Here is a 13,857-nt window from a genome sequence, read left to right as displayed (position 1 = left end):
CCAACGCTACATTCCGGACTCGAACAAGAGAGGTCCGTCCCTCTCACCCGATGATGCGTGTCAGCCGGGTGACGAGGTCTTCGATTTTTTCGTCTTTCATCCGGTAGCTGACGGGGTTGACGATGAGTCGTGAGGTGATGCCGACGATGGTTTCGTATTCGACCAGGCCGTTTTCTTTCAGGGTCCGACCCGTTGATACGATATCGACGATGCGGTCGGCAAGCCCGATCAATGGGGCGAGTTCGATGGAACCGTTCAATTTAATGATTTCCACCTGCTCCCCCTGCTCCCGGAAATAAGATGAAGCGACATTCGGATATTTTGTCGCGATCTTCGGCGCCACATCACTCATCTTCGTGTTCGGCAGTCCCGCTACCGCCAGATAGCATCCGCTGATCCGCAAATCGAGGAGCTCGTATACGTCCCTTTCTTCTTCAAGCATGACGTCTTTCCCCGCAATCCCCAGGTCAGCGACACCATGTTCCACATAGGTCGGGACATCCATCGGTTTCGCTAGGATGAAACGCAGATCCTCTTCGGGCACTTCGATGATAAGCTTTCGTGAATCATCGAATTCAGGTGGAAGGTTGTAATCGGCCTTCCTTAATAGTTCCACTGCTTCTTCGAATATCCTGCCTTTAGGCATGGCAATGGTTAACGAACTCATGATGTCTCACCGCCTTTCCGGTCCTGTCCCACGACGAAGTGGACGTTGCTGAACCCCTTCGTGAACTCGTCCACATCTCCTACACCCTTCCAGTTTTGCAGTACAACCTCGACCCCTTCCTTCCTCAAGTCACGCGCCAGGCCGATGGCTTCCTTCCTGCGCTCATCACTGAACAGTACACACTGCTGAAGGGTGGAACATAATTCAACCTGCATGGCTTCCAGTACATAGTCAAGGCGCAACCCGAAGCCTGTCGCCCCGGAATTCTTACCGAACTTTTCGAGGAGCTTATTATATCTACCGCCATTTCCAATGGCAAACCCGACATTCTCCCCGTACACTTCAAATAAAATCCCGGAATAATAGCTCATATGACTGACAAGGCTCAAGTCGAATTTCACATATTTCTCCACTTCATAATCTTTTAAAATACTCCACAGATCTTTCAGCTGTTCAAGTGCTCCGAGTCCTTTTCCTCCTTCAAGGAGGCTATGGGCTTCACCGAGTACATCCTCCGATCCCCGTAATTGCAGGAATCTGAACAGCCGTTCTTTATCGATGGATGACAGGGCCAGTTCGTTCACATGCTGACGATAGCCGACATAATTTTTTTCATATAAATATCGTCTTAGCGTATCTGCCCGTTCTTCGGTTCCGACGATTTGAGTGAACAGTTCCTGAACGAACCCGATATGCCCGATGGAAATCTTGAAATGCTCCAAGCCTGCTTCTTTGAGGACCGATACCATAAGGGCAATCACTTCGGCATCGGCACTGACGGAATCATCCCCGATGCACTCGATCCCCACCTGTTCAAATTCTGCCGGCCGCCCGCCTTCCCGCTGCTGGGCCCTGAAGACTGAATTGGAATAGGCTAGTCTGAGAGGCGCTTCTTCTTTCAATAATTTTGACGCTGCAATCCGCGCGATCGGAGCTGTCATATCCGGCCTCAACACGAGTGTATGCCCCTGTTGATCCAATAGCTTGAATAATTGTTGATCGAGGATGGCCGATGCTTCCCCGACGGTCTCATAATATTCCAGGCTCGGGGTTTCAATGAACCGGTAACCCCACAGCTTCATGGCCTGTTCCATCTTCTTCCTCGTCTGATCTTTGATCTCATATAAATCAGGAAATGTATCTCTCATTCCCAATGGCTTCTCGAACATAAATAAATTAGTCATAAGAACCACCTTTGGCGTATTAATTCATCTATTTTTCCCTTAATGAGGGATTGTTACTACTTCTCGATTATTCAGAAATCCTTTAGTTCGCTAATGTGCTAATAAAATAAAGTTATTTGTAGTGTAGCGTTTCTTTTTTTATTCGTCAACCGTTTTTGAGGGGGGAATGGTCGAGGGAGGTCGGTGGCTGGGTTATCTGCCGTTACTCGGTTTTATCTGCCGTTTTCATAATATATCTGCCATTCCCGAAATATATCGGCGGAAAATTTCATTTACCTGCCAAATATCCAATATATCTGCCATTCGACAAATTCCGCCACACTTCCTCCCTCCCTTTCACAAAAATAAAAAAAGGCAAAGACAGAATCCACTCTATCTTTGCCTTTTCCCTTATTCTTCTTTCTTCAATCCATAGATGCTATCTTCCCGCCATCGTTCGGCCAGCTCGTCTTTCGTATAGATGACTTTCATCGGGTTCCCACCGACGAACGCCCCTGCCGGCACGTCTTTATGTACAAGGGTGCCTGCCGAAACGATGGCACCGTCACCGATCTTCACGCCCGGTAAAACCGTCGTGTTGGCACCGATCATCACTTCCGATCCGATCTCGACATCACCCAGGCGGTACTCTTTGATCAAATACTCATGGGCAAGGATCGTCGTATTATAGCCGATGACCGTATTCCGTCCCACGGAAATCTTCTCTGGAAACATCACATCCAGCATCACCATCAGGGCGAATGACGTGTGTTCCCCGATCTTCATTCCGAGAAACGTCTTATACAGCCAATTCTTCATCCCTAAAAACGGTGTGTAACGGGCGAGCTGGATGACGATGAAATTCTTGACGACCTTCCCGAATGGTACGGTTTTGTATACGTGCCAGAGGGAATTTGCTCCTTCAACAGGATAGCGGGTCGTCCTTCTCATGCAGTCGGGACTCCCACGATCGCTAATAAATCCCTCATGTTTTCAAGCATGAAATCCGGTTCATAATGGGCCAGATGTTCTCTTCCCTTGGCACTCCAGGCAACGCCTGCCGACAGGACGCCTGCATTTTTCCCGGCTAGAATGTCGTGGTGGTTGTCTCCGATCATGATGGCTTCACCAGGGGAAGATCCCAATGCCACCAATGCTTTCTCGATCGGTTCCGGATGGGGCTTCGCGTTCTCCACCTCATCCAGGGTGATGATGACGTCAAAGAACGGACGAAGATTCATCAGGTCCAATCCTTTCAATACCACATCACGCACCTTCGTCGACACGATCGCTAATTTGTATCCATTGTCGTAAAGGGTCTTGACGGTTTCATAGACTCCCTCAAACTCTGTCACGAGGGAATCATGATGCTCGTGATTGTAGGCACGGTAGTGAGCGCACATTTCTTCCATCTTATCGGAATCCAACCCGCCGAAGGACTCTTCAAGAGGCGGGCCCATAAATGGGTGAACGTCTTCTTCCCCGTATTGCCCCGGATAATAATGATTCAATGTATGCAAAAAGGATGAAATGATCAGATCATTCGTGTTGATCAATGTCCCATCCAAGTCAAATAGAATTGTTGTAATCCTGCTCATAATGCAGCTCCTTTTCTTTCTTAGCATCAACTTTATTCCAAATATAAGCGACCAGCATGGTTAACAGGATCGCAGTCACCAGCCTGATCAAAAGAAGCGGCAGTACAGGTATGCCAAGGGGGATGAAGATCACTGTATCCTCCACCACTGCGTGACATGCCACTAAAAAGAGGAAAGCGATCGTGACATCTTTCTTACTGACCCCATCTTCCTTGACCGCCTGGATCATGACACCCGCCCCGTAGGCGAGACCGATGACGAGTCCTGCCACCATCGTGGTCGACGTATTTTCATTCATCCCGAGGGCCCGTGTAGCTGGGGACATCCAGCGGGAAAATGCGTCCATCCATTTCAAGTCTTTCATAACCTGAATGATGATCATCAGAGGAATGACGATAAGGGCCAATTGCAGGACACCGAACCCTGCTTTTTCAAGGCCAAGCAAGACGATCTCTCCCCATCCATCGGGCTCAGCCTGCTGCGGGGGCATCATCCCATACTTGGCAATATCAGATCCCCCGCTCCATACGAGATTGATGATGACGGCGGACAGGAGAGCGAGTCCGATCCTCACCGTGACAATCAGCCAGATCTTCACGCCCACTTTTGACGCCACCGTCGATTCAATGAACAGATTATGTGAGAAAGACAGCATCACCGCAATGATGAATACTTCCTTCACCGTTAAATCAAGAGACAAAATCCCACCGATCCCCGCGTAAAGGTTAAGGAAATTCCCAAGGACCAGTGGAATCGCCGCATTACCCGAAAGACCGAGAAGCCTCATGAAAGGCGAGATCTTCTCCATGATCCACGGCAGGACCGGTGTGTATTGCAGCAAAAAGACGATCAGCGTGATAGGAAAAATGACTTTCCCCAGGGACCACGTTGTTTTCAATCCTGTGAGTCCGCCATTTTTCAAAGATGACATCCACATAGTTCCCTCTCCCTTTTTGTTATGCGTTCACTGTATCTGTCTTTTCATCGTATGCCTTTTGGGCAAGGCCCGCTTTTCTTCTGTAAAAGAACACAGCAATCGCGGCAATGATCAGGATAATCGAAATCACTTGGGCGAACCGTAAAGACCCGAGCATCAGACTATCCGTCCTCAGCCCCTCTACATAGAATCGCCCGATTGAATACCAGATCACATATACGAGGAACAATTCTCCCCGACGCAGCCAGTCGGCTTTTCTTCTCAGGACAAGAAGCAGGATCAACCCTGCGAAGCTCCAAAGAGATTCATATAAGAAGGTAGGCTGGTAATACGCCCCGTCGATGTACATTTGATTGATGATGAATTCAGGGAGCTTCAAACTTTCAAGGAATGCACGGGACACTTCACCACCATGTGCCTCCTGATTCACAAAGTTTCCCCAGCGTCCGATCGCTTGACCGAGGATGATGCTTGGTGCCGCGATATCCGTCAGCTTCCAGAAAGACAAACCTTTGATTTTCGCAAAAACAAGAGTCGTAATGACCGATCCGATCAGCGCACCATGGATGGCGATCCCGCCATTCCATACTTTGATGATATCCCCCGGGTGATCGGCATAATAATTGTCCCACTCAAAGGCAACGTAATAAATCCTGGCACAAATAATGGCGATGGGAATCGCCCAGACGAGCAAATCGATGAAGGTATCGGGATGAAGACCTAAACGCTTGCTTTCACGAATGACTAAGTAAAGTCCCAGTGCAATTCCAAGTCCGATGATGACTCCGTACCAGTGTACCTGGATCGGGCCGAGGGAAATGGCAATAGGATCGATTGGCGTAATATTCTCGTTCATTGTGTCTCTCCTTTTTTATTATATGTAAAGCTTAGATATCTTCATTCTCCCCGTCTTCAATCACATCAGCCAGACGGTTTGTAAACTGTTCGGCTGCATTGACGCCCATTCGTTTGAGGCGGAAGTTCATGGCAGCCACCTCGATGATGACGGCAAGATTTCGTCCCGGACGGACCGGCACGGTATATTTCGTAATATCCGTATCGATGATTCTCATTTTCTCTTCTTCCAGCCCTAAACGGTCGTACTGTTTCGTTTTATCCCACAGCTCAAGATTGATGCACAGGGTAATACGTTTGTAGCTTCGCACTGCTCCGGCACCGAACAACGTCATCACATTGATGATGCCGAGTCCACGGATCTCAAGGAGATGTTCGATTAACTCAGGAGAGCTGCCGATCAACGTATCCATGTCTTCCTGTCTGATTTCCACACAATCATCGGCCACAAGGCGGTGCCCTCTTTTCACAAGCTCAAGGGCGGTTTCACTTTTCCCGACGCCGCTTTTTCCAGTGATCAATACACCGACACCATAGATGTCGACCAATACACCGTGGATGGCCGTAGTAGGAGCAAGCTTACTTTCCAAGTAATTCGTCAGTCTTGAAGAAAATCGTGTCGTTTTCATGGATGAACGCATGACAGGGACATCAAATCGATTCGCCGCTTCCACCAGTTCATCCGGTATCTCCAGGTCTCTCGAAATAATGATGCCAGGGGTGATATCTGTACAAAGCGCTTCCATCCTGCGCTTGCGTTCTGCTTCATCCAACAATTCCAGGAAGGACAATTCGGTCTTCCCCAGTAATTGAATGCGTTCGGCGGGATAGTAGTTAAAATATCCGGCCATTTCAAGTCCTGGACGGGAAATATCACTCGTCGTAATCGGTCTATGTAAACCCTCTTCTCCGCCGACAAGGTCCAATTTAAACTTCTCGACGATATCTTTTGTGCGAACTTTAGCCAAAAGTAGCTCCTCCTTCACGTTACACTCGCTTCATATTTATAAGCGTACTCTAACCTATTTTAGCAATAATGGAGAAAAGCGCAAGGAGGCTTGCTTAGAGGAATAACTATAAAAAAACCCCGGTTAGAGAAAACCGGAGTCCTTTTTATATTCATTTCTCTTTCATCGGGTCGAGCACCGCTTTCTGGATCACCAAATTGGCAAGTGATAAAATGATCGATGCCAGAAAGGCCATGCCGAAACCTGATAGTTCAAAACTGCTTCCCATCAGTCCATCCGTCAATAATAACGTGATGGCGTTGATGACGAATAGAAACAGTCCCAGTGATAAAATTGTGACCGGCAATGTCAGGATGATCAAAATCGGTTTCACGAGCACATTCAGAATCGAGAGGATAAAGCTCGCTCCAATCGCCGCTCCGATCCCCGACACCTCAAACCCGTCAAAAAAGCCGGCTAACGCAATAAAGATCACTGCATTGATTAAAATTCCAATAATCCATCTCATTATCTGATGGCTTCCTCCTCATGTGGCAGCACGAAGGCCAGTAAACCATACACGACAGCCAGTGGGAAAAACCCCGTTGGAATGAGCAGGATGATGAAGATCACCCTAAGGATCGTTGAATCAATCCCTACATAACGGGACAATCCTCCAATCACCCCGGCAAGCTTACGGTCAGACCTTGATCGTGCTAATCGTTTTTTCATCGTTATTCCTTCTTTCTCATCTTATGCGTTGTCCTTATTAACATTCTTCCGTTCATGTTTTTTTATGAGGACAGATCCCGCTTTTGTTTCCGCAAAAAGATGAAGCTTATCGGCTGAATCAGTCTTACGGCTGAAACGGATCGATTTCTGCACCACTTCATTTTTTTCTTCTAATACTTCAATACCCTGCAGTTCCACCTTGAAACTACCGAAATTCGATTTGGCTTCTCCGGAAATGTTGATGTTTTCAGGAACAAACAAATCGATATTGCCCGTCACTGTTTTTGCATGTACCGTATCGGATTTCTCCCCGGTCAGGGCACATACGATATTCCCATTCAAGGACTGAACATCTGAGTAGGAGATGTCCCCTTCAACATGCACCTTGCCGTTAATGGATTCCGCCTCCACATGATCTGCTTTTGCGTTCAAAATGGAAATCGCACCGTTGGATGTTTCGACTTCCGCTTTCTTAGCAGTCAGGCGGTCGATGTGGATCTTCCCATTGGCTGCCTTGGCACGGAGGTCCTGAACCTCTAGATCCCCCGCTTTTAACCCACCATTGAATAAACGGACAGAAATCCTTTTATACTGATGTTTCGGGATGTATAGCTTGGAGTCCACCTTCATCCACTTTAATTGCGTCGAGTAATAGAGTGTATCCCCGTCGATGGCAAAGGACGTATTCTCCATGAACTGCTTTCTCGCTTCTTCATTGTCTTCCGTGCGATACACCTTGGCTTCACATTCCACCCGGACTTCTTCACCATCCCATGGAATCAATTCCACCTTCCCATTGGCCACATCGATATCAATTTTTTCAAACTCCGTATTCGGCTGTTGGTAGACATGGGACAACTCCACCGATTGATTCCATTGAAAGTCGAAGTCGAAACTCTTGATCTTATGGAGTGCCGAATTCATGAAATCAAGGAGCTTATCTTTCGGATTCCCTGAATGGGATGAGTGCTCTTTTTCACCCTTTTTTTCATCTTGAAAAATCGACACAAACTCATCAAGGAAATCCTTCTCTTTTTTGGGCTTCGATGTATGCGGCTTTTCTTCAAGTGCTTCCAATAATGCCACAGCTTCCTGTGCCGAAATCGTTCCATTTTCCAACATATCCAAAATGCGTTTACGTTCTTCATTCATACTCTTTCATCCCCTTCATTGATTATAAAAGTACTTTGATGCCCTTATACACATTCCAAATGACTACAACAACACTAAGTAATATGGCTAAACCGATCATGATGACGGTAAAGAAAGGCAATCCTGCACCACTTGCGAAAACCCCCATATCCATCACCAAACCTGCGAACACAAGGGGAACCGCTATGACCGGTAACAAGTGAGATAAAAACGCTGATTTGGCGTCCTTTTTCACGTATGGATGATCGGATACAAAATAGACGATCAGGGGAAAAAGGAAGCCGGCAAAAAATATACTAAAATAGCATAGAGCTGACAGTACCTTATTGGTCTCCATCTTCATCATCTCCTCTACTATTATTTACGATACGCTGGGCAAAAAGTTTCAATGCATTTGTTATAATCTTATTTTCTCATATGGGAAGTGTGTCTAGACTCCATCTGGAGGCTGAGTTTGGGTAGGTATAGGGAGGTGTTTTCTTTATTTAAGATGATACAAATTCAGATACTTTTAATGAAGTGAGTGGTTGTTGATTTCCGCTGTAGGTGCTCGCTTTCCGTGGGGCGTGAGTTGAGCCCCTTCCGCTTCAATCAACTTGCAAGCTTGTTTCTCCAACCTAAACTCAGTCATATACCACCATCTAACAAGACCGCATCCCCTTTCCTGCTAAAATAAAAACGAAGTAAACACACTGCCCTATTCATTCTTTCAAAAAAAGAGAGATGCTCGGTGCATCTCTCTTTTTGATTAATTGGTGACTTCTTCTTTTTCTCGGATTTTCTTTTTCATTCGTTCACGGTCGCGTTCGAGGACGGGTTTCAGGTATTTACCTGTGTAGGAACCTTGTACTTCAGCCACTTTTTCAGGGGTGCCGGTTGCGACGATTTTACCTCCTTTGTCCCCGCCTTCCGGACCAAGGTCCACAAGGTAATCGGCTGCCTTGATAACATCGAGATTGTGCTCGATGACAAGAACCGTGTCCCCGTTTTCAACGAGTCGTTGAAGGACGACAAGGAGACGGGCGATGTCATCGACATGAAGTCCTGTCGTCGGCTCATCGAGGATGTAGAGAGAGCGGCCTGTCGAACGGCGATGCAATTCAGACGCCAGTTTCACACGCTGAGCTTCCCCACCCGATAACGTAGTGGCCGGCTGACCCAATGTGATGTAGCCAAGACCTACGTCAAAGATGGTCTGTAGCTTACGTTTGATCTTAGGGATGTTTTCAAAGAATTTCACTGCATCTTCGACGGTCATTCCAAGGACATCGGAGATATTTTTATCTTTGTATTTCACTTCAAGTGTTTCCCGGTTATACCGTTTCCCGTGGCAAACTTCACACGGAACATATACATCCGGCAGGAAGTGCATTTCGATCTTGATGATCCCGTCTCCGCGACACGCTTCACAGCGGCCACCCTTGACGTTAAAGCTGAAGCGACCTTTTTTATAACCACGAACTTTTGCTTCGTTTGTGGTGGCAAAGACATCGCGGATATCGTCGAACACACCTGTGTACGTAGCCGGATTGGACCTCGGCGTACGTCCGATCGGTGATTGATCGATATCAATGACTTTATCCAGATGCTCTATGCCCTTCACTTCTTTATGCTCACCAGGCTTTGATTTTGCATTATGAAGCTTTTGAGCCAGTGATTTGTGAAGGATTTCATTGATCAGCGTACTCTTCCCTGATCCTGATACCCCGGTCACTGCGGAGAAGATCCCTAAAGGAAGCTTGACTTTGACGTTGTGCAAGTTATTTTCCTTCGCACCCACAATTTCCAGGTAACGGCCGTCGGGCTTGCGTCTTTCTTGTGGAAGGGGGATGAATTTCTTCCCTGATAAATACTGACCGGTCAATGAGTTCGAATCATCCATCACTTCCTGTGGCGTTCCGGCTGAAACAACTTCTCCACCGTGGACCCCCGCTCCAGGACCAATATCAATCAGATAATCTGCCGCCATCATCGTATCTTCATCATGCTCTACAACGATCAACGTATTACCGATTTCACGCATATTCTTTAACGTATCAATCAGTCTATCATTATCCCGCTGGTGCAGGCCTATGGACGGTTCATCCAGGATATAAAGAACCCCGGTCAGACGGGAACCGATTTGAGTGGCCAGGCGAATACGCTGTGCCTCCCCGCCTGAAAGCGTCCCTGCCGCACGGCTGAGTGTCAGGTATTCAAGACCTACATTCACAAGGAAACCAAGGCGTTCACGAATTTCCCTGAGTATCAGGTTGGCTATCTTCATATCTTTTTCAGATAGCTCAAGTTTATGGAAGAACTGCTCGGCTTCTTCAATCGAAAAAGCCGTAACTTCGCCGATATGAAGGGAATCCACTTTCACGGCGAGGCTCTCTTCTTTCAAGCGATGGCCCTTGCAGGCAGGACAATCCTGCTGCGCCATGTACTTTTCCATCTGCTCCCTGATATAATCCGAGCTCGTTTCACGGTAGCGGCGTTCCACATTCGGAATAACCCCCTCAAAGCGAAGATAGTTTTCCCGGACCTGGCCGAAATCGTTCTCGTAACGGAAATAGATTTCATCCTTACCCGATCCGTATAGGATCTTATCCATTTGATGCTTCGGGATGTCCTTTACTGGGATATCCACGGGAATCTCATAATGGTCACAGACCGCTTTCAGCAGGGATGGATAATATTGAGAACTTGTCGGTTCCCACGGGGCGATCGCATGCTCATCGAGGGTACGGTCCCAATTGGGGATGACGAGTTCTTTATCCACCTCAAGCTTCGTTCCCAATCCGTCACAACTTGGGCATGCCCCGAATGGACTATTGAAAGAAAACATCCTTGGTTCAAGTTCCGTGATGGAAAATCCACAGTATGGACAGGCATGATGTTCACTGAATAGAAGCTCATCTTTCCCGATGACATCGATGATCACCTGACCATCTGCCAGTCTCAGTGCCGTTTCAAGGGAGTCCGAGAGGCGGGCTGCCACTCCTTCCTTCACAACGATCCGATCGATGATGACTTCGATGGAGTGCTTTTTATTTTTCTCCAATGAGATTTCTTCACCAAGGTCCTGTACTTCGCCATTGATGCGAACACGTACGAACCCTTGCTTCTTGATGTCTTCCAGTGTCTTTACATGGGTGCCTTTCCGTCCCGAAACAACGGGTGCAAGTACTTGCAGCTTCGTTCTTTCAGGATACTCAAGGACCCTGTCCACCATCTGTTCAATCGTTTGGGAGGTGATTTCGATCCCGTGATTCGGACAGATCGGTTTTCCGACCCTCGCAAACAGCAGACGAAGATAATCATAAATCTCCGTTACGGTTCCAACTGTTGAACGGGGATTGCGGCTCGTCGTTTTTTGATCAATGGAAATCGCCGGTGATAACCCTTCGATGGCGTCGACATCGGGCTTATCCATCTGACCGAGGAATTGACGGGCATAAGCAGAAAGGGATTCGACATATCGTCTTTGTCCCTCTGCATAAATGGTATCAAAGGCAAGGGAAGATTTCCCCGAACCAGACAGGCCGGTCAAAACGACCAGTTGATCCCTCGGGATGTTGATATCTATATTTTTTAAATTATGAGCCCTTGCTCCTTGTACGATGATTTTATCCTGCGCCATAATTCGTTCATCCTTCCGCCTTGAGCTCAAGAATGGTATCACGAAGCTGTGCTGCACGTTCGAAGTCCAGTGCCTTGGCCGCTTCCTTCATTTCCACTTCCAGGCTAGCAATAAGTTTTTGTCGCTCCGGTTTAGACATTTTCGAAACCTTTGTCTGTTCTCCTTCATAAACCCCTGCTTCTTCAGCGGCATGAGTCGCCCTGATGACATCCCTGATTTCTTTTTGTATGGTCGTCGGGGTCACGCCGTGTTTTTCGTTATATTCCTGTTGGATCGTCCGGCGACGTTCGGTTTCATCCAGTGCCTTTTGCATGGAGTCGGTGATTTTGTCTGCGTACATGATGACTCTTCCGTTACTGTTACGTGCTGCACGTCCGATCGTCTGGATCAGGGAACGTTCCGAACGCAGGAAGCCTTCTTTGTCAGCATCCAATATGGTGACAAGTGACACTTCAGGTATGTCCAGACCTTCACGGAGTAAGTTGATCCCGACTAAAACGTCGTATTTTCCCAAACGAAGATCCCGGATAATTTCAATACGCTCCAACGTCTTGATTTCGGAGTGGAGGTATTGGACTTTGATTCCGATTTCCTTCAGATAGGCAGAGAGATCCTCTGACATTTTCTTCGTGAGCGTCGTAACGAGAACACGTTCGTTTTTCTCGATCCGTTCATTGATCTCACCTAATAGATCGTCTATTTGGCCTTCGATCGGCCGCACTTCGATGACCGGGTCAAGAAGTCCCGTCGGCCGGATGATCTGCTCGACCATCTCAGGGCTATGCTCCAACTCATATGGTCCGGGAGTTGCTGAAACATAGAGAAGCTGCTGGGTTTTCTTTTCGAACTCTTCAAAACGAAGAGGACGATTGTCCATGGCTGAAGGCAGACGGAATCCATGGTCCACGAGCACTTTTTTACGTGCCTGATCCCCGTTAAACATCCCCCTGATCTGAGGAAGCGTCACATGGGACTCATCCACTACGATCAGGAAGTCATCCGGGAAATAGTCCAGAAGCGTATAGGGTGTCGATCCTGCCGGTCGCAATGTCAGGTGGCGGGAATAGTTCTCGATTCCTGAGCAGAACCCCATTTCCCTCATCATTTCCAGGTCATACCGGGTTCGCTGTTCCAGCCGCTGAGCTTCGAGCAGCTTGTTCTCTTCCTTCATGATCGCCAGCTGTTCTTCCAGTTCTTTTTCAATATTCTTGATGGCAACCTGTAATTTCTCTTCACGGGTTACGAAGTGGGAAGCCGGGAAGATTGCGATATGGTCACGATCACCCATGATTTCACCGGTGAGGGCATCCACTTCACGGATCCGGTCAATTTCATCCCCGAAAAATTCTACACGCATACAGTGTTCATCACGGGAAGCAGGAAAAATTTCCACCACGTCTCCGCGCACACGGAAAGTCCCGCGCTGAAAGTCTATATCATTTCGTTCATATTGGATATCCACAAGCTTACGAAGCAATTGGTTCCGTTCAATTTCCATCCCTGTCCTGAGGGAAAGGACGAGCTCACGATACTCTTCCGGATTACCTAAACCGTAAATACAGGACACGCTGGCAATGATGATGACATCTTTCCGTTCAAACAGGGAAGATGTGGCAGAGTGTCTCAATTTATCGATTTCATCATTGATGCTGGCATCCTTTTCAATGAAGGTATCCGTTTGCGGAACATATGCTTCCGGCTGATAATAATCATAGTAACTTACAAAATATTCAACGGCATTATCGGGGAAAAACTCTTTGAACTCACTGTAGAGCTGTCCCGCCAATGTCTTATTATGGGCAATGATGAGGGTCGGCTTTTCAACCTGCTTGATCACATTGGAGACGGTGAAGGTTTTTCCTGTCCCTGTCGCCCCAAGTAACGTTTGATGCCGTTTCCCTTCATTGATTCCCTGTACCAGCTTCTCTATGGCAAGGGGCTGGTCCCCTTCTGGTTTATATTTGGATTTGAGCTCGAATTGATCTTTCACCGTGAAACCTCCTATAATAAAGGACTGCTACCTTGTATTTACCTACTTATACCCATCTTAAACACTGCACATTCATTTATACACATTCTACCACATTTCCCTCCTTATTAACCAACAATAAGCGAACAAAAGTTCGTTTTCCCTTTTTGAGGGACGGACCTCCAAATCTATCAACACTGTGGATAACTCTCCGT

General features: G+C 47.4%; 13 protein-coding genes. All 13 read right to left on the bottom strand.

The window, feature by feature from the left end; genetic code table 11:
• Positions 1 to 43: 43 nt before the first annotated feature.
• On the bottom strand, positions 44 to 667 hold the full coding sequence (hisG, locus tag V8G47_RS09410) for an ATP phosphoribosyltransferase (protein WP_034764282.1): 624 nt from the start codon (positions 665 to 667) through the stop codon (positions 44 to 46).
• Positions 664 to 1,851, bottom strand: coding sequence for an ATP phosphoribosyltransferase regulatory subunit (locus V8G47_RS09405; RefSeq protein WP_336199881.1), 1,188 nt, complete (start codon positions 1,849 to 1,851; stop codon positions 664 to 666). Before V8G47_RS09405 ends, hisG begins: the two co-directional genes overlap by 4 nt.
• 390 nt (positions 1,852 to 2,241) lie before the next feature.
• Positions 2,242 to 2,781 (bottom strand): acyltransferase, encoded by a 540-nt coding sequence (locus V8G47_RS09400; protein ID WP_336199880.1) that lies wholly within the window; start codon positions 2,779 to 2,781, stop codon positions 2,242 to 2,244.
• Complete coding sequence (gene ppaX / locus V8G47_RS09395; RefSeq protein WP_336199879.1) at positions 2,778 to 3,428, bottom strand: pyrophosphatase PpaX; 651 nt, start codon at positions 3,426 to 3,428, stop codon at positions 2,778 to 2,780. Before ppaX ends, V8G47_RS09400 begins: the two co-directional genes overlap by 4 nt.
• Complete coding sequence (locus tag V8G47_RS09390; protein WP_336199878.1) at positions 3,400 to 4,365, bottom strand: nucleoside recognition domain-containing protein; 966 nt, start codon at positions 4,363 to 4,365, stop codon at positions 3,400 to 3,402. Before V8G47_RS09390 ends, ppaX begins: the two co-directional genes overlap by 29 nt.
• A gap of 19 nt (positions 4,366 to 4,384) precedes the next feature.
• Positions 4,385 to 5,221, bottom strand: coding sequence for a prolipoprotein diacylglyceryl transferase (lgt, locus tag V8G47_RS09385; RefSeq protein ID WP_336199877.1), 837 nt, complete (start codon positions 5,219 to 5,221; stop codon positions 4,385 to 4,387).
• A 31-nt stretch (positions 5,222 to 5,252) separates the two neighbouring features.
• Positions 5,253 to 6,188, bottom strand: coding sequence for an HPr(Ser) kinase/phosphatase (gene hprK / locus V8G47_RS09380; RefSeq protein WP_336199876.1), 936 nt, complete (start codon positions 6,186 to 6,188; stop codon positions 5,253 to 5,255).
• A gap of 151 nt (positions 6,189 to 6,339) precedes the next feature.
• Positions 6,340 to 6,696, bottom strand: a complete 357-nt coding sequence (locus tag V8G47_RS09375) for a phage holin family protein (protein ID WP_034764302.1) — start codon at positions 6,694 to 6,696, stop codon at positions 6,340 to 6,342.
• Positions 6,696 to 6,899 (bottom strand): PspC domain-containing protein, encoded by a 204-nt coding sequence (locus V8G47_RS09370; protein WP_061810172.1) that lies wholly within the window; start codon positions 6,897 to 6,899, stop codon positions 6,696 to 6,698. Before V8G47_RS09370 ends, V8G47_RS09375 begins: the two co-directional genes overlap by 1 nt.
• A gap of 21 nt (positions 6,900 to 6,920) precedes the next feature.
• On the bottom strand, positions 6,921 to 8,051 hold the full coding sequence (locus V8G47_RS09365) for a DUF4097 domain-containing protein (protein ID WP_336199875.1): 1,131 nt from the start codon (positions 8,049 to 8,051) through the stop codon (positions 6,921 to 6,923).
• A gap of 22 nt (positions 8,052 to 8,073) precedes the next feature.
• Entirely contained in the window at positions 8,074 to 8,388 is a 315-nt protein-coding gene (locus tag V8G47_RS09360) for a DUF4870 domain-containing protein (RefSeq protein ID WP_336199874.1), read from the bottom strand.
• Positions 8,389 to 8,799: 411 nt separating this feature from the next.
• Positions 8,800 to 11,673, bottom strand: coding sequence for an excinuclease ABC subunit UvrA (gene uvrA, locus V8G47_RS09355; protein ID WP_336199873.1), 2,874 nt, complete (start codon positions 11,671 to 11,673; stop codon positions 8,800 to 8,802).
• A 7-nt stretch (positions 11,674 to 11,680) separates the two neighbouring features.
• On the bottom strand, positions 11,681 to 13,663 hold the full coding sequence (uvrB, locus tag V8G47_RS09350; protein ID WP_224521925.1) for an excinuclease ABC subunit UvrB: 1,983 nt from the start codon (positions 13,661 to 13,663) through the stop codon (positions 11,681 to 11,683).
• Between the last annotated feature and the right edge of the window lie 194 nt (positions 13,664 to 13,857).

This window comes from Rossellomorea sp. LJF3 (assembly GCF_037046045.1).
In the GTDB taxonomy this organism is placed as follows: Bacteria; Bacillota; Bacilli; order Bacillales; family Bacillaceae_B; genus Rossellomorea.
Note: the sequence above shows the minus strand (reverse complement) of the source record. Positions and strands in the feature narration are given on the sequence as shown.

Bases quoted from the DNA above. Each gene is read 5' to 3' on its own strand.
- hisG (WP_034764282.1), bottom strand. From the start codon at position 667: ATGAGTTCGTTAACCATTGCCATGCCTAAAGGCAGGATATTCGAAGAA.
- V8G47_RS09405 (WP_336199881.1), bottom strand. From the start codon at position 1,851: ATGACTAATTTATTTATGTTCGAGAAGCCATTGGGAATGAGAGATACA.
- V8G47_RS09400 (WP_336199880.1), bottom strand. From the start codon at position 2,781: ATGAGAAGGACGACCCGCTATCCTGTTGAAGGAGCAAATTCCCTCTGG.
- ppaX (WP_336199879.1), bottom strand. From the start codon at position 3,428: ATGAGCAGGATTACAACAATTCTATTTGACTTGGATGGGACATTGATC.
- V8G47_RS09390 (WP_336199878.1), bottom strand. From the start codon at position 4,365: ATGTGGATGTCATCTTTGAAAAATGGCGGACTCACAGGATTGAAAACA.
- lgt (WP_336199877.1), bottom strand. From the start codon at position 5,221: ATGAACGAGAATATTACGCCAATCGATCCTATTGCCATTTCCCTCGGC.
- V8G47_RS09375 (WP_034764302.1), bottom strand. From the start codon at position 6,696: ATGAGATGGATTATTGGAATTTTAATCAATGCAGTGATCTTTATTGCG.
- V8G47_RS09370 (WP_061810172.1), bottom strand. From the start codon at position 6,899: ATGAAAAAACGATTAGCACGATCAAGGTCTGACCGTAAGCTTGCCGGG.
- V8G47_RS09365 (WP_336199875.1), bottom strand. From the start codon at position 8,051: ATGAATGAAGAACGTAAACGCATTTTGGATATGTTGGAAAATGGAACG.
- V8G47_RS09360 (WP_336199874.1), bottom strand. From the start codon at position 8,388: ATGGAGACCAATAAGGTACTGTCAGCTCTATGCTATTTTAGTATATTT.
- uvrA (WP_336199873.1), bottom strand. From the start codon at position 11,673: ATGGCGCAGGATAAAATCATCGTACAAGGAGCAAGGGCTCATAATTTA.